General features: G+C 37.2%; 13 protein-coding genes and 1 pseudogene. 3 read left to right on the top strand and 11 right to left on the bottom strand.

The window, feature by feature from the left end; all coding sequences use genetic code 11:
- The first annotated feature begins 17 nt into the window (after positions 1-17).
- Positions 18-1,025, top strand: coding sequence for a hydroxyacid dehydrogenase (locus ACFSTH_RS05785; protein ID WP_377770178.1), 1,008 nt, complete (start codon positions 18-20; stop codon positions 1,023-1,025).
- 178 nt (positions 1,026-1,203) lie between these two features.
- Here ACFSTH_RS05785 and ACFSTH_RS05780 read toward each other — a convergent pair whose 3' ends face one another.
- Entirely contained in the window at positions 1,204-1,752 is a 549-nt protein-coding gene (locus ACFSTH_RS05780) for a GNAT family N-acetyltransferase (protein ID WP_377770179.1), read from the bottom strand.
- Between the two features lie 126 nt (positions 1,753-1,878).
- Positions 1,879-2,766 (bottom strand): annotated as a pseudogene (locus tag ACFSTH_RS05775) (LysR family transcriptional regulator).
- A 101-nt stretch (positions 2,767-2,867) separates the two neighbouring features.
- Here ACFSTH_RS05775 and ACFSTH_RS05770 point away from each other — a divergent pair.
- Together ACFSTH_RS05770 and ACFSTH_RS05765 are read left to right on the top strand one after the other, a co-directional pair.
- A complete protein-coding gene (locus ACFSTH_RS05770; protein ID WP_377770180.1) occupies positions 2,868-3,215 on the top strand; it encodes a putative sulfate exporter family transporter in 348 nt (115 codons plus the stop codon).
- Entirely contained in the window at positions 3,197-3,844 is a 648-nt protein-coding gene (locus ACFSTH_RS05765; RefSeq protein ID WP_377770181.1) for a YeiH family protein, read from the top strand. Before ACFSTH_RS05770 ends, ACFSTH_RS05765 begins: the two co-directional genes overlap by 19 nt.
- Before the next feature lie 76 nt (positions 3,845-3,920).
- Here the strand turns inward: ACFSTH_RS05765 and ACFSTH_RS05760 are convergent, their stop codons facing one another.
- The 9 genes from ACFSTH_RS05760 to ACFSTH_RS05720 form a co-directional block, all read right to left on the bottom strand.
- Positions 3,921-4,994, bottom strand: a complete 1,074-nt coding sequence (locus ACFSTH_RS05760; RefSeq protein WP_377770182.1) for a Gfo/Idh/MocA family oxidoreductase — start codon at positions 4,992-4,994, stop codon at positions 3,921-3,923.
- A 44-nt stretch (positions 4,995-5,038) separates the two neighbouring features.
- Positions 5,039-6,124 carry a Gfo/Idh/MocA family protein gene (locus tag ACFSTH_RS05755; protein WP_377770183.1) on the bottom strand — a complete coding sequence of 362 codons (1,086 nt, stop codon included), beginning with the start codon at positions 6,122-6,124 and terminating at the stop codon, positions 5,039-5,041.
- A 36-nt stretch (positions 6,125-6,160) separates the two neighbouring features.
- Positions 6,161-7,483 carry a carbohydrate ABC transporter permease gene (locus tag ACFSTH_RS05750; RefSeq protein ID WP_377770184.1) on the bottom strand — a complete coding sequence of 441 codons (1,323 nt, stop codon included), beginning with the start codon at positions 7,481-7,483 and terminating at the stop codon, positions 6,161-6,163.
- A gap of 5 nt (positions 7,484-7,488) precedes the next feature.
- Entirely contained in the window at positions 7,489-8,379 is an 891-nt protein-coding gene (locus tag ACFSTH_RS05745; RefSeq protein ID WP_377770185.1) for a carbohydrate ABC transporter permease, read from the bottom strand.
- A 60-nt stretch (positions 8,380-8,439) separates the two neighbouring features.
- Complete coding sequence (locus tag ACFSTH_RS05740) at positions 8,440-9,825, bottom strand: extracellular solute-binding protein (protein WP_377770186.1); 1,386 nt, start codon at positions 9,823-9,825, stop codon at positions 8,440-8,442.
- 119 nt (positions 9,826-9,944) lie between these two features.
- On the bottom strand, positions 9,945-11,558 hold the full coding sequence (locus ACFSTH_RS05735; RefSeq protein ID WP_377770187.1) for a helix-turn-helix domain-containing protein: 1,614 nt from the start codon (positions 11,556-11,558) through the stop codon (positions 9,945-9,947).
- Complete coding sequence (locus tag ACFSTH_RS05730) at positions 11,536-13,410, bottom strand: sensor histidine kinase (RefSeq protein ID WP_377770188.1); 1,875 nt, start codon at positions 13,408-13,410, stop codon at positions 11,536-11,538. Before ACFSTH_RS05730 ends, ACFSTH_RS05735 begins: the two co-directional genes overlap by 23 nt.
- 342 nt (positions 13,411-13,752) lie before the next feature.
- On the bottom strand, positions 13,753-14,976 hold the full coding sequence (locus ACFSTH_RS05725; protein WP_377770189.1) for an amidohydrolase: 1,224 nt from the start codon (positions 14,974-14,976) through the stop codon (positions 13,753-13,755).
- A complete protein-coding gene (locus ACFSTH_RS05720) occupies positions 14,973-16,226 on the bottom strand; it encodes an amidohydrolase (protein ID WP_377770190.1) in 1,254 nt (417 codons plus the stop codon). The genes ACFSTH_RS05725 and ACFSTH_RS05720 overlap by 4 nt, the downstream gene beginning before the upstream one ends.
- Between the last annotated feature and the right edge of the window lie 223 nt (positions 16,227-16,449).

Below are 16,449 nucleotides of genomic sequence, written 5' to 3'. Positions count from 1 at the left end.
CAATAGGAGGTCGCTCTATGTCTCGCAAAATACTTGTCCAAATTCCAAGTAATCAAATCCAACACTTTATCACCAAAGCAACATTACAAAAACTACACTCCTTTGGCGAAATAGAATGGAATCCATATCATGGTCCTTTTCCAGAAGAAGAATTAGCCGAGAAACTAGCAGACGTACACACTACAATAACTTCGTGGAACAGTATCCCATTATCCGATTCCATATTAGCTGCAGCGAATAAGCTTCAACTAGTCGCTCACATGGCAGGTTCTGTGAAACCAATATTACCAAGTTCAAAAGTATACGAACAAGGAGTAACCGTACTTAATAGCAATTACGCTATCGCCGTTTCTGTTAGTGAATCCGTACTTGCTCTTATATTGGCTCTAGGGCATAAAATTATTCCAACTCAAAAACTAATGAGCACTCATATGCTGTGGAAAACTAGCGCCATAGATATAGAATCCTACGAATTGCGAGGGAGAACTGTTGGGCTAATTGGATTAGGGATGGTAGCACAAGAAGTTATAAAATTACTACAACCTTTCGACATTAACATTGTTGGCTATGATCCATTCTTTCCAAAAGAAGTAGCTAACGAATTAAATATTACCTTACTACCGCTACACGACGTATTAAGTCAGGCTCATATTATTTCGCTACACGCTCCACAAATTCCAGAAACCTATCATATGATTGGTAATAAGGAACTAGCATTACTGCGTGATCAAGCGATTTTGATCAACACTGCTCGCGGCAATTTAATCGATCAATGTGCACTTACCGAACATTTACGTTCAAAAAGATTTTACGCTGGCTTAGACGTATTTGAAGTAGAACCATTGCCACTCGATAGTGAACTACGGTTTATGGAAAACGTCATCGTCAGACCCCATTTGGCAGGTGTCAATCCCAACTCTAGACTGCGAATTGGCGCAATGATGGTCGACGAAATGGAACGATTCTATAACGGTGAACCGCTCAAGTTTGAAGTAAAACAAGCACATCTTGCGAATATGACATGATCATATAAAAAATCAATATAGCAACCAAACCAAAGCTCCATATTAATTACAGGCTAAATATTATCTAAAGCAATCACTAGAAAATAAGAGAGTCCCACGTATCAGCTACAAATTAGTAGTTAGTATGATAGGACTCTTTTGTTTCTTTACCACAACCACACCTTTTAAAACAACAGACTCAATCTTTTAAATATTTATAGTCGGCTTTCAATATCGCATAATATAACGTCGTAACTTCTTTATTATTTAATAAATGCATCTTTTCTTTTTTTTGAAATTTATACTGAAAATCGCATTTTTCAACTACTCGCTTCGATCGATCATTAAAATCAAAATGACCGCACCATATCAAATCAAGCTCTAATTGATGGAAACCGTAAGCGATCAACTGTTGCACCGCTTCCGGAATAATGCCTCTTCCCCAATAGTCAGGATGCAGTACAAAACCGATTTCTTTTTGGTTTAAATCAGCAAGACTTTCATCTGGAGCACGGTCATGAAACCCTATACTGCCAATAACTTTATTTTCTTCTTGCAACACAATCGCATAAACGTCATTGTTTTCTATAAACATCTTGATTATTTCTTTACTTTCGTCTTCACTACGGTGAGGGGACCAGCCAGCATTAGGACCGACCAACTCATTTTTCGCATATGCATATAAATCTTTACTATCCGTCATTTGCCACTCTCGTAATAAAAGTCTAGTTGTCGTGATCATCTCCATACAATTACCCCCCTCTAGCTATGCTATATAATTACTTGCAACTTTACAACACACGATGATAAGACGCTTTGTATGATTCGTGACTAATTATTACAACTTGCGGTTGCGCTAGTTTATCGATTATCCTCATTCGTTTACTCCTCTTTCGATACAAGCATCCATAAAACGTTGCATCCCTTTGGTCACATGTTTATTTTTATGATGAATGAGTTTGAACTGTCTTTTAAATGTCATGTTTTTAATCGGAACTATATGAAGAGTACTGTCTGCAACCTCCTTGCTTACCACTCGTTGTGAAATAATCGAGACACCTAAGCCGGCGATAACTGCTGCTTTAATCGTATCAACGTTATTACATGTCCAGCTTGCTTTTCAGTTCAGTGAATGGGCGGTCATCACACTTTCGAACGTATTCCGAGTTCCACTTCCCGCTTCGCGTAAAATAAAATCTTCATTATCTAATTCCTTCTGCTCGACTTCCAGCCTAGTTGCAAATGGGTGATTAGCTCCACAAACCAACACAAGATAATCATCTACAAACGGTTGGATTGCTAAGTCAGGTGCTGTAATATCTCCTTCTACTAGCCCGACATCCAAACTATCTTTAAATATCATCTGCTCAATTTTTGCTGTATTATTTTCCACAACCTCCACCGTCACATGGGGATACATTAACTTAAAATCAACAATAAGTTTCGGAAGGATCGTCGCTCCTATCGTCACACTCGCGCCAACTCTTATTACTCCATTCTCATCCAGTGAACGCATTTCTCTTTCTGCCTCTTCCGTCGTGCGTAAAATATGGTGAGCATAGCTCAATAGTTTTTTCCCCGCTTTTGTTAAATACAGCTTCCTTGACAATCGCTCAAATAGTCGAACATGATAATGAGCTTCCATTTCAGATATTGCTTGACTGACAGCGGGTTGCGACATAAAAAGAGCACTAGCAGCAGCTGTCATATTCATTTTTTCACAAACCATTACAAATATATGAAAATGTCTTAACGTCAACATTGCACCTGTAATCCATAAGTAATTACTTATCTATATTATCAAATAATAGTATTTAACTTATCGTTATGCAAGTTTTATACTTGGTTTATAGGAGTGATCACATGTATAGCATACTTCATAAAACATCTGGCGTATTATTAATCGCTTTCCTTGCTCTTCCCGCTTGGTTCATTGGAGAAAAATTTCCTATCATAGGAAGCCCAATTGTAGGAATCATTTTCGGATTGATACTTTCTTTTTGGAAAAAACCATCGTCTTTTGAATGGGGAGTATCCTTCTGTGCAAAAAAGTTGTTGCAATACGCTATTATTTTGCTTGGCTTTAATATGAGTTTGTATACTGTTTTTGAGGTAGGAGGTAACACAATTTGGCTCATCTTATTAACACTAGCAGCCACATTCCTGACTGCCTTTTTAGTTGGTAAGTTAAAGTGGATACAAACACGATGATTTTAATTGGTGTAGGAACAGCCATTTGTGGTGGATCAGCCATAGCAGCAACCGCTCCTGCCGTTCAAGCAAAATCGGATGAAGTGGCTCAAGCGATCTCAACGATCTTTTTGTTCAATATCATTGCTACTGTTTCCTTCCCGTTTCTGGGACACTTAATGCACATGTCTGATTATCATTTTGGCTTGTTTGCAGGCACTGCTATCAATGATACTTCAGCTGTCGTTGCGGCAGCATATACATTTAGCGATTCCGCGGGTGATCTTGCTGTTGTAGTCAAACTAACAAGAACGTTACTCATTATACCTATTACATTATTTTTAGCCTTTTATACCGTACACAAACAACAGCGTTCCTGCACATCCACCTACAAAATAGCACATACTTTTCCTTGGTTCATATTAGGATTCATTGCCGCTTCTATCGTTCATACAATTTTACCAATGGATGCTGCATTAAAAGACGTGTTACTTCAAGTAGGAAAATATATGATAGTTATGGCGATGGTAGCAATTGGATTGCATACAAACATGATTAAACTGTTAAAAGGAGGCTGGAAACCGCTACTATTAGGGTTGAGTTGTTGGATTGTTTTGTCTGTAACTTCGTTAGTGTTGCAATTTATTTAGTTGTCATTTCTAAATCAAATATGTCGTCAACAAAAAAAATGACCACCGAGTCTGATGACTAGATGATCATTCATTATTATACACAGGAAGCAAGCGAATCTTTTATAATGATAGTTTCCCCTAGTTCGCTGCTTTTTTGCGCTAGTTCTACCAACAAAACTGCCATTCTAGCTTCTTCTGGACGGACTATTAACTCTGCTTGATGTCGAATATGGTCGTATATGTTTTGATAATAACTCAGATACGATCCAGGTATTGTTTTCAATTTACCTATAAGCTGCTGTTCACCCAAGCCAGTATGAAGGATGCCCCAATTTGCTTCTGGTTCCATACCAAAATCAATATCTGTTGGGTTTTTCCCAGCCAAAAGTGCAGCTTCCTGCGGATCTTCGCCATATTTCACATATGACCCTTTTGAACCGTGTAACATATAACGCGCCGTTTGTTCGCGTCGCAATAAAGAGGCATGTAACTTCACATGCGGTCCATCATGGTAAGATAAGGTGATGTCAAAATAGTCATCTACTACTGCGTTTTCCCGTAAAGCAGCAACTTTGGCTGTAATCGCATCAGGTGTTCCGAACAAGCAAAGTGCTTGGTCTATCAAATGTATACCTAAATCGTAGATAACGCCGGCACCTAACATGTTGCTTTCTCGCCACACGCTATCTTGCACTTGCGGTATATAACGACTCCAGCCGAATGAAACTTCCGTTAATTTCCCCAATGTAGCTTGCTTTACAATTTGCTCGATAGTCATAAAATCTCCATCAAACCTTCTATTGTGAAAAACACTTAACATTTTACCTTGCTGTTTTGCAAGCTTAATTAGTTCATCTGCTTCCGCTGTTGTTACAGTAAATGGTTTTTCTACAACTACATGTTTTCCTGCGAGTAATGCATCTCGGGCAAATGTAACATGATCTATGCTGGGTGTACAAACGATGATCAATTCTATATTTGGATCATTATATAAAAGAGAAGCATCTTGTACAAATGTAATCGAATGGGGTAATTGGTCATCTCTGTTGCCACTTTTTCTAGCGATTTTACTTACTTCAAATATAGGTAATGATTGCAGTAATGGCAGATGAAATGTTTTCACTGTATAGCCGTAACCTACAATTCCAACTTTAATCGGTATTTCCACTTTCAGGTCCTCCTCCCATCCAGTCAATCAAAAAGTTACGCTTATTATAATGAACCTTGCTCCATCGCCTCAATTAACATTTTAAACAAACGTAAGTCGTCAATGGCATCTTCTGGTGGAGTAGGGACAGCTTTATTGTGTCTAATGGTATCGTAGAATGTAGTTAACTCAACCGTATATGCGTCTGTATAAGTCGGTCGAATGAACGTTTCTTGATAGCTATCTCCTATCGTTTCTTTAATCGTCAAAGTAGTTGGCAAATGCCTAATGTAAGCAGTATCGTACTGTACTTCAACAGTTTTTAGATCGCCGTGTACTTCAATTGCAGCGTCGAACCTACCTTGGTTATCGACTCCTGTTTCATAGTGAACCATATAGTCGCCATATTGAAATACAGCATTCATAAAATGTTGATCATTACGCCATCTTGCAGCAGCTATCACTTTATCTGGCATACCTAACATTCCTCGCATCGCAGACAAGCCATGACTCGCCAAACCACCTAACTGACGGTAAGTATGATAGTATTTCTCCGCAAGCGAACCAAGTGCCTCACCCACTTGCACCTGTCCTCGCATTGCCCGATCCGCTACAAGATGGTCAGCAACATCCTGAAAACGATGAACATGATTAGTTTGTCCGATAAAGAAACTATTAGGTCCGATGATGTCTTTAAAACGAGCGAAATTAATTTTGTCCAACGATTGTATTTCTTTAACTGCTTGTTGATATGCCGGAGAATATCGACGCATATATCCGACCATTACATTGACTTGCGCTTTATTTTTTTCTTCAATTATTCGCTCAGCATCTGAAATAGTTAGACACATGGGCTTCTCTACAAACACATGTAATCCTCGTCTTACCGCTTGAACGATACAATCAGCATGGTATTCATCACTATTTAGTACAAAAATGGCTTCTAAATTAGCATTCTCGACTAAATCTTCTACTTTCTCATAACGATGAGGTACTTGATAATGGTTACCGATTGTTTCTACTAATGTAGGAGATACATCACAAATGGCAACTACTTCAAATTGTTCCTGTAATTGTTGTAATACTGGTAAGTGGATCGTTTGAGCGACTTCACCTAATCCAATTACTCCGACTTTAATTTTTGAGTTCATCTAAAGTTCCTCCTAAATGTCTTCTTGTTTGCTCGTTTATCCCTTCACACCAGTGAATGAAATACCTTTTTCTATATACTTTTGACAAGTACTGAACAAGATTAGCAACGGAATCATCGAAATGGCTGCACTAGCCATAATTACGTTCTGACGAACATTGGATCTTGTTTGCAAATCGTTTAATGCTACTGTAAATGTCCAACTTTCCGGATTTTTTAATACAATGAGCGGCCACATAAATTCATTCCACACGGGAATAAACGTCATAAGACCTACAATTGTAAATATCGGAATTGACATAGGTAATACCATTTGCGTAAACGTTCGAATTTCTGAAGCTCCATCAATTCTGGCAGCTTGCATTAATTCTTTAGGCAACTGATCAAAAAACCCTTTGAATAAGAAGATGACAATTCCCCAAGCGGTATGAGGTAATATGACTGCCCAGAGTGAATTAATCAAATTTAATTTCTCCATTGTCATATAAAGAGGTAACAGTATCGCTACATCTGGAATCATTATCGTTCCTAAAAAGAACATCACTAACCAAAATTTTAATCGGTTGCTTCTTACCAGATGAGATAAAGCATATCCAGCCATCCCACCTAATATTAATTGCGAAGCAATGGAAGCAACAGTAACGAACATACTGTTAATAAAGTAACCGTAAAATCCACTTTTACCGGCTGTATCTTGCGATAGTTTATTTAACATTAAGTAACTATCAAACATTCTTAACCAATTTTTGGATTGTTCCATAGATACTACTTGACCATCAATCAATTCAGTATCCTCAAAAAATGATTTCAGCTTACTGCTAAGCTGCTTGTCTGCTATTTCATTCGATACTTTTAATGAATTAGCTTGTTCGTACCAAACAAATTTAGATAATTTATTATCGTGAATAATAGACATTTTTCGTTCCATCTGATTAGGCTTAAAGTTAGTAGATGGAACGATCAGAGGTTGACCAAACATAAATTCAGCTGATCTCGTTTTGGCTTCATACAACTTCTTCCCATCTTTTACACCAACTATTTTAACTTCACCGATATTTTCACGCATATTTTTCATCCAAGGATACCATGTTGCTTCCATAGCATCTTGCTCATAAAATGCTGGATCATGATCAGGTTGATTCGTATAATCTAATGTAATTTCTATAGATGCTGGTACTTCTGGTAAAAAGGTTGGTGGATATGCGTCAATCGCAGTATTATCTTTCATAGAAGTAATTAACATCCATGCCATTGGTAACAATGAAGCGATGACGAATAAAATGGTGACGGTATAAGCTACAATTTTCAGTTGTAGTGCGCCTTTTTCTACAATTTTATTACTATTCTTTTTTCTAAACACTATAATCACTCCTTCTCATTGGAAAATTTTTGTTGAATTATTGTAATTAGACCAATGAGAACAAACATAAAGAATGACATCGCTGCTGCTACACCAAATCGTGATTGCTGAAAAGCATTATTGACGATAAGCATCGATACGACCATCGTACTATTCGCTGGTCCACCTTGCGTCATAACGTATATATTGTCGAATGCGAGTAGCGTCGAAGAGATAAATCCAATAAATTGAATAACGATAATAAACTGAATATTCGGTAAAATAATGAGCCATAGTCGCTTCCAAGGACCAACGCCGTCAATTTGAGCAGCTTCGATAAGATCTTCTGGAATCGAGCGTATCGCAGCATAGTACAGTAGAACAGAAATTCCTGATCCTGCGAAAACAGAAGGCATAACGATGGCTAACTTCGTAATATTAGTATCATTTAACCATCCATAGGGACCAAGACCAATATAAGAAAGTAAGTAATTTAACAATCCCGAATCTGGATTGTACATCCATTTCCAAACGAGAATACCTGCAACCGCTGGTAGTACAGCTGGTACAAGATACATAAATCGAAAGAAACCATTTGCCTTTTTAATATGATTGAGAAGGAGCGCTTGAACAATAGGAATCCAAAACGTCAACCCAACATAAAGTCCAAAAAATATAAACGTATTTTTTATAGCGTTCCAAAATGTTTCAGATTGCAGAAAATTTTTATAATTAGCCAGACCAATAAATTTGCCTGGTGGATTGACAACATTATAATCGAACAAACTCATATACATCATATTGAACAATGGGTAATACTTGAACATAATATAGGCAATAATTGATGGTAATAAAAACAATATCGTTACCCATCTTATCGTGTATTTCCGAGGCTTCAAAGAGTTGAGCCGGTGCATATCAGATTCACTTCCTTTATACAATCAGAGGTGCAATTGCACCTCTGATTGAATTACTATTTACTGTAATGAAGCATTATATGGGTCAGCTACTTCTTTTTGAGCTAACTCTTGTGCTTTTTTGAGTTCCACTGCAGGATCAGCGTCTGAAGACACTAATATTTTTTGAATAGCAGTTACAACATACGGGCTCAAACGATCTTTTAAGAAATATTCCAAGTGAGGAGTAGCAGCTGCTTTTTGTATGTTTTCAACAATGTCTTGAGGCAAGTCTTCCACATATTTCGTCATATCGATATCTGAACGTACACTTAGAGCACCTACAGAACCAAATTCTGACTTCGCTTCAAATATAGATTCCATCACTTCTTTTGAAGAAATATATTTAAAGTAAGTGAATGCAGCTTCTAATTTTTCTGGAGAAGCTTTGGGATTGAATATCCAATATGATCCTCCCACTTGTGTCGGCGCAGTTCCTGATGGTCCGGCTGGCAATGGAGCAAAGCCAATGCTGTCAGGATCCATCCCTTTAGAAACAAACTGACCATAACTATTGGAGTCACCTATAATCATAGCTGCTTTTCCAGTATAAAAATCTTTTTGATTATCATCTAAACTTTGAACGACATTTTTTTGTGTCACTTGATGTGTCCATTTCAAATCTTTATAATACTGCAATGCTTGGACAGCTGCATCGGAGGTAAATGTTAATTCAACTTCTCCATTATCTTTGCGATTCGTCAAATCTCCACCAGCACCCCATACGTAGTATTCAAAGTGCCAATCTGCCCAGTCCATACCTAAAATATCAAAACCATTAATTCCTTTATCAGGATTATGAATTTTTTTAGCCACATCTACAAATTCATCCCATGTCGTTGGTGGACTGTTCGGATCAAGTCCAGCTTCAGTAAAGAGTGTTTTGTTGTAATAAAGACCAGCGGCATACATATCATTGGGAGTACCATAGATTTTCCCATCAACTGTAGCAGCATCCAGTGCTCCCGTAATATACTTATCTTTTTCTTCATAGTTATTCCATAATTCCGTTACATCAGCTGCTATACCCTGTTGGATATAGACCTCCATTGATGGAAAGGAAACGTTAATAATATCCGGTTGTTCATTACCAGCTACAGCTGTCATTAACTGCTCTCGTTCTTGTCCTCTTGTTTGCTCCATATGAGTTACTTTGATATTAGGGTATTCTTTTTCAAAATCTGCATGCACTTGATCCATATGAGCTTTGAACGGCTCATCTGCATGTGGCTTGTCCCAAGCTACTATTTCAATGACCTCTGTTGGAGTAGTTGTATTGCCATTACCTGCGCCAGTTTGTTCTTTTTCATTTGAATTACCACTGCCAGATCCACAAGCAGTTAAGCTTATTGCTGTAACTAAAGCAAATGTTAACAAACCCCATCTATTTCTGTTTACCTTTTTCACGTATTTCCCCCCGTAATATTGTAATATTGTTGCTTGTGTCCTCATTATAAAAGTTCCCCTTAATACTTAGAACAGAATATCTCAACGTAAAACTATAAAATTCTTTACTTTTCGCAACTTTACGGTAATTGATCTCTATACTGTTTTGGCGTCATCCCGAATATCTTCCGAAATACAGACCCGAAATATGCCGCATCTTCATACCCGACAAGCTCCGCAATTTCAAAAATTTTCATTGTTGTTTCACTCATCAATTGCATTGCTCTATTCATACGTAACTTGGTTAAATAATCAATAAATTTTTCACCAAACCGTTCTTTAAATCGTCTCGAAAAATAATTTGGATGAATAAAGTATTGATCCGCTATAGATTGTAAGGTAAGCGGTTCATGGAAGTTGTCATCAATATATTGCTTTATCTCTTCCATAACATCAGATGTCGAAGCGTTAGAGTGCCAATATCCTTGGATATTATGGATGTACTGCTGCATTCGAGTAATAACTTCTTTTACATTACTTGCAGATTGTATATATTGAATTAAATCTTCTACTTCTCCAATTAACCATTCTGTCATATTCGTTTCTTTCAGCAAATATTTTCGTAACAGTAAGTAAAAATCCATACAATACCATTCTAGATGAAAATAGTTAGCTGATTTGTCTTCTGCAATAGATAATACTGCTCGTTCTAACCATTGATTCACCGCTTTATACTGATTATTTTTCAACCAATAGAGCAACATCTCCTCATCTTGTTCTGTTAGTAATAACCTTCGTTCTACCCGATTTCGGACTAGTGCTTCATATACTTGCTTTGTTCCTTGCAAGATTCGATTACAAAGCGCATACTTAGCTTGCTGATAGGACTGCTGCATATGATCTATTTGCTTGACTATAGATCCTACTCCAATTGTCATTTCTAATTTCAAAAAATGGTTATTATCTGTTATTACAGCTTGCAATAGTTGTTCCATTACCATCGTCTGCTCTTGTCTTTCGAAGCCTACTACAAACACCAATTCAAAATCATTAATAGCATGCTCAAATAACAGGCCAGCAATACCAGCTTGCAAAAATCGCTCATTTACCATATTTTTAATGGCAAACCACACTAATCTTTCATCACCAATTAGAAATGAACGAAGTGGCATTTGAAATGGTTCTAGTTTGAATATGATCGTTTGATAATAGTTCACACGCTGCGGTAATGTTTCTACATAGCTGTTCCATTTTTCCTTATCCCCTATTTCAATATCTCCTTGTTGAACTAATTTAGTTAGCATATATTGCCGTATTGTCTCTTCACTTAGCTGTTGATTCATATCCATTTGTTCTAATCGTTTTGTTGTTTCGCGTTGTTCGCTTATCTTCTCTATACACTGTTGCAATGCTTCTTTTAACTCCTTATCATTGACAGGCTTAAGCAAATAATGACTGACATTTTGCCGCATCACACGTCTAGCGTAGTCAAAATCACTATAGCCACTTATAACGATAAATTGTATTTTTTCGTATGTTGTCTTTGCTAGTTCAATAAAGGAAATACCATCTAGACCAGGCATTCGAATATCTGTTAATACAATGTCGGGGGTATCATTTTCCATTATTTCCATAGCCGATATACCATCTCCAGTTTCCACGATGGAATCGATCGGCAACTTGCAGTTAGCCACTTTTTTTACAATCCCTTGTCGAATGATTTCTTCATCTTCAACGATTAACAGTTTCATCATGTAACGCCTCCTCTGTTAATTTCTCATGAAATTTAATGGTGAAAATTGTTCCTTGTTGCTCACTACTAACAAAAGAAACACCATACGCTGAACCGTATATTAGTTTTAAACGAAGATGAACATTTAATAAACCAATCGACAAATTTTCGGTCTTTTCTAACTTGGATGGTAATTTCACTACATCATTTAACACGTTCTGAATTTCTTCGCATTTTTCCTTTGGAATAATAGGACCGTTATTATATACCTCCACTATCACATCCTGTTTATCCTTATACATTCGAATGTTCACTTGACCTCCTAAGACGACACGATCAATCCCATGTAAGATACTATTTTCCACAATCGGTTGTACTAATAATTTGGGAACCAATACATTATTTAATATGTCATCTACATCAATATCATAAGTTAATCTATTGCCAAATCGAATTTTTTGAATAGTTAAATACTTATCTATTTGTTGCAATTCATCACCTAGAGTCGCTATTCGTTCACCGTTTAAATTATAGCGGCACATCTGTGCTAACGCTTGGCTTATTCGACTTATTCGTTCATCATCATGCAGTGTAGCTAAACTATCTATCGTTCCGAGGGTATTATAAAGGAAATGAGGATTAATTTGAGATTGTAATGCTTTTATTTCTGCATCTTTTTTTAATAAATCTGCTTCATATACTTTAACAATTAACCTATTAATCTCTTGAGACATCGCATTAAACCCGATACAAATGTAACCAATCTCATCCTCACTCTCTACCGGAACAACGACGTCATAATTACCCGTTTCAATTAATTTCATACTTCTTGTTAATCGTTTTAGTGGTGTAGATATTTTGCTATATAACAAACTTGCTACCAATACAGCGACGAGACATACAATGATCCCTAGCCAAATCGCCTGTCTTGCAACATCATAAACTGGAGTAAGCAATACTTTCATCGAAACTTTTCCAACTAAAGTCCACTCTGTATTTTTCAAATGTCTAAAGACAATTAATTGATTATCCTGCTGCTCATTAGAAAAGAAATGTCCATACCCCATCGTTGTATTTATTTTTTCTATATCTGTAGATGCAAGAAATACGACTGGTAACTGTGAAGAACTCATATCATGCTCAAAAGAACTTGGAACAATTATCTTGTTATCACTTTTATCTAGCAAATGGAAATTACCTTGTACAGTACCTTCTATACCTCGCAACCACTGTTGAATTGCTTCGCCTTTGAACTGAATAAGCATAACTCCAATTAGAGGTCTTTCTGTCATCTTCACTTCCTTCAACGCTTGCACAAACACTAATGTAGGTTGTTTCTCACCGTTAGAAGCAAAGGTATTATTACCTTCCGTATCGCTTACAACCCATACACCTTTCCCATCATGTGCTAACGCTATTTCTTTTAATCGTTCTTCCTCTGCTATAGAATGTGACGTTTCACGTTGATAGCCAGCAATTAATCGGTTTCCAGATAGTTGACTTACTGTAATTTTTTCTATCATTTCCTGTTCTGTTACAAACTGATTTAACTTACTCAAGTAGTAACTATAAATTTCCGGATCAGTTCCCATTTGTTTGACAAACCGTTGAAAATTACTATCTCCAAAATAATCCCAAGCAAACCTTTTCACACTACTCATATGAGAAGAAAGTGTAGACTCCGCTTGCTCTGCTAACCTTTCCAAATTAAATACCGCTTGCTTTTTCATATTATCAGCTGTTTGTGTGTGAAAATTCCAAATTAACACTGCTACAGTTAACGCTATAATAATAAAAAATGAAGCAACAATTTTTCGATATAAAGATTGTTTGATATAACGTATTGGTCCGAATAACAATTGATTCAATGACAACAATATTCCACCGTCCTTCTTCAACGATTACATGTAGTTTAACTCCAACGTTCTAATTTTATTTTATGGTATCAAGATCCCGCGAAATAGGGATTAATACACTATTTTCTATCATTTTATTAACTTTCTACTCTCTGTCCGATTCTTTTACCAACATAAAACATTTCCAAAATTTCAAAAAATTTAATTAGTAAATATAGAAAACTAAAAACGCAACTTAAGAGAATACCTCTTGAGGTTACGTTTTAACGAATGAAACATCTATTTGGTTTCTTGTGTTTTTGTTAACCCTTCTAATAGTATCATAAATAACTACCATTTCAGTTTAACTCATTTATCACATTAATTATTAGGGATATAAAACTTTCCTTTATGCATCAATTGTCTGTTTTTGGGCAGTCGAGCAATCGCTTCCGCACTAGAACTCGCTTCCACGAACACAAAACTTGCTTCTCCTCCAACTACAGGCCATACTTGTTCACCATTTGTATTCAATGGCGTAATACCTTGTGTCACCAACCCTAAACTTTGACGCAATGCACGTTCGTTGGATTTTCCGGTATATTCACAAAAGTTATATAGTTTCTCCAAAATATCTCCCGAAAAGTAAGGGCTCCAACAATCATAAAAACCATCACAGCCTAAAGCAACTTTCACGCCTTCTGCTCGTAATATATCTATCGGAATGAGTTGATGGTTGAGCGAAATCGGGATAGTAGACATAATTTCCACATCATATTCACTCATTTTTTTGGCAAATTGCTGTTGCACTGCGGGTGATAGTTTACTTAAACCAAAAGCATGGCTAAATGCGGTACGTCCTTTAAAGTTCTGCTCCTTCACCATGTCGAGCCACTTATCCATCGTGTAATAACCTACTTGCCCTCGATCATGCAGATGCATATCGACATCCACCTGGAACTCTTGGGCTATATCCATCGTCATTTGTAATGAATGTTCAATATCTCTATCGATGCCAGCCGGATCAAGCGCTCCCAAAATAGTAGCACCAGAACGCAATGCTTGTCTTAATAAGTCGGGCATTTCGGGATGAGCAAGTAAACCATGTTGCGGAAATGCTACAATTTCGTAAGTGATATACGGCTCATAAATGGCTAGTGCTTTCTTTACCCCTTCCAAGTTTTTAAGTTTAATGAACGGGTCAACGTTAACATGGGTCCGAATATGATTTACACCATATTGCAAATGTAATTCGATCATCGCAGATGCCCTTTGCGTTACTGTTTCTGCAAGATTCTCTAATTCCGTAGCTTCCACATCTAACCTCTCTGACAAGTTTTTCACCGGACGACAAGCTTTCCAGCCGATGGAAAGATAAGTTTTATCCAAATGGTTATGCATTTCTTTGAAGGCAGGAAGCGCTAGTTTCCCTTTCATATCAAACGCATTTATTTCCGGTACATCCGATGACGCAGCAATAATCGCTTGAACAACTCCTTCTTCTGTCACTTGTATGTGAAACAGATCGGCCGTTGTTTTTATACTACCGTCTTCATAGGTTGCTTCGCCAGTTTCCAGTCTAACATTGCGTAACCACATAGTCATCGAAACTCCCCCTTCAACTCGATTGCTTCTTCATGAATAATTTTTCCTTTGGATATCACTGTCGAAATCGGACACCTTCTAGCAATCAGATGTGCTGAACTTACAGCATCGACTAACAAACCGTTAGCCGTATCACCAACTTTGGGCCATTGTTGCTCGCCTGCTTCATTTAGTGGCGTGACCCCACCTGTCGCGTACTTCAGCGATTGTCCAATATGCCATTCATCAATGTAACCAAAACGTTCGATAAAGCGATTTAATTTTTGAATTGTATCGCCGCTGCCAAACGGTGACCAATGATCTGTCAAACTATCGTGCCCAAACGAAACGTTAACGCCTTTGTCATACAAATATTTCACCGGAATCGTAATCATTCCTGCACCAATAGCAACTGTCGTCGTCACGTTCACTTGATTGGCAGCCATTCGCTCGATTAACTTATCTAACGATTGCTCAGACAAATCGGCTAACGTAAAGGCGTGACTAATCATCACATCATTTTTAAACGATCGTTGTTCCATTTCATCTAAAATCTGGTGTATTTGAAACTCCCCTAATGTGTTTTGTTCATGTAAGTGAATATCAATGCCCAGATAATATTTTTGCGCTAGTTGAAATATTGTCTGTAATACCGTTCCACTATTCCGATCAACAATCGCCGGATCCACACCTCCGACATGAGTAGCTCCCATTTGCAACGCCTTTTCAAAGATTGCTAGAAACGCTTCCCCATTGCGTAATAAGCCATGTTGCGGAAAGGCAACAATTTCATACGTGATTTGTTCACGATAATGTTCTAACACACGCGTTACAATTTCCATATGTTTCGTCTCTATATGTGGATCAACATTCACATGGGTACGAATATGCGTATGTCCTTTTTTTATATAATGCTGTACCATTGCATGTGCTCTATCTTCCGCTACACTCAACTGTTTGGGCAATATTATTGCTTCCTCTTTGAAACGTGTAAATATACCTTCCGTCGCTGGCACCGGTGCCTTCCAATCTCCGCTAAAGTATGTTTTATCAATATGTGTGTGCATTTCTTGGAGAGATGGAACGAGCAATTGCTGTTTAGCATCAATGATTATAACATCGTTACCGCTTACTTCAATCGTTGGAGCTATGTTTATAAATTTTCCATTTTCAATTAGTACATCAAAAATAGCCGTTTTGGTAGCGGTCACAAACGATTGGTCATAGATATATCCTGTTTCCAAACGTACATTTGTCAATAATAATGGCACAATACATCTCCCTTTTCAAACCGTATTTTTAATAATCACAACGTCTATTTCCCAAAATCAAATAAAAATTTCCATTGGGTAACAGCATTTCTGTTGGATTGCTAATAAAACTACTTTCCTTGCTCTGACTAATAGCGTCCGCCATTCTACATTGGTATCGAATCTAAAAAATTATATATATGTTATCGCCCTACAGTATTAATGAAGTAAAACCAACTACTAC

Origin of the sequence: Paenibacillus yanchengensis (assembly GCF_042684845.1) — a bacterium.
Taxonomy (GTDB): domain Bacteria; phylum Bacillota; class Bacilli; order Paenibacillales; family Paenibacillaceae; genus Pristimantibacillus; species Pristimantibacillus yanchengensis.
Note: the sequence above shows the minus strand (reverse complement) of the source record. Positions and strands in the feature narration are given on the sequence as shown.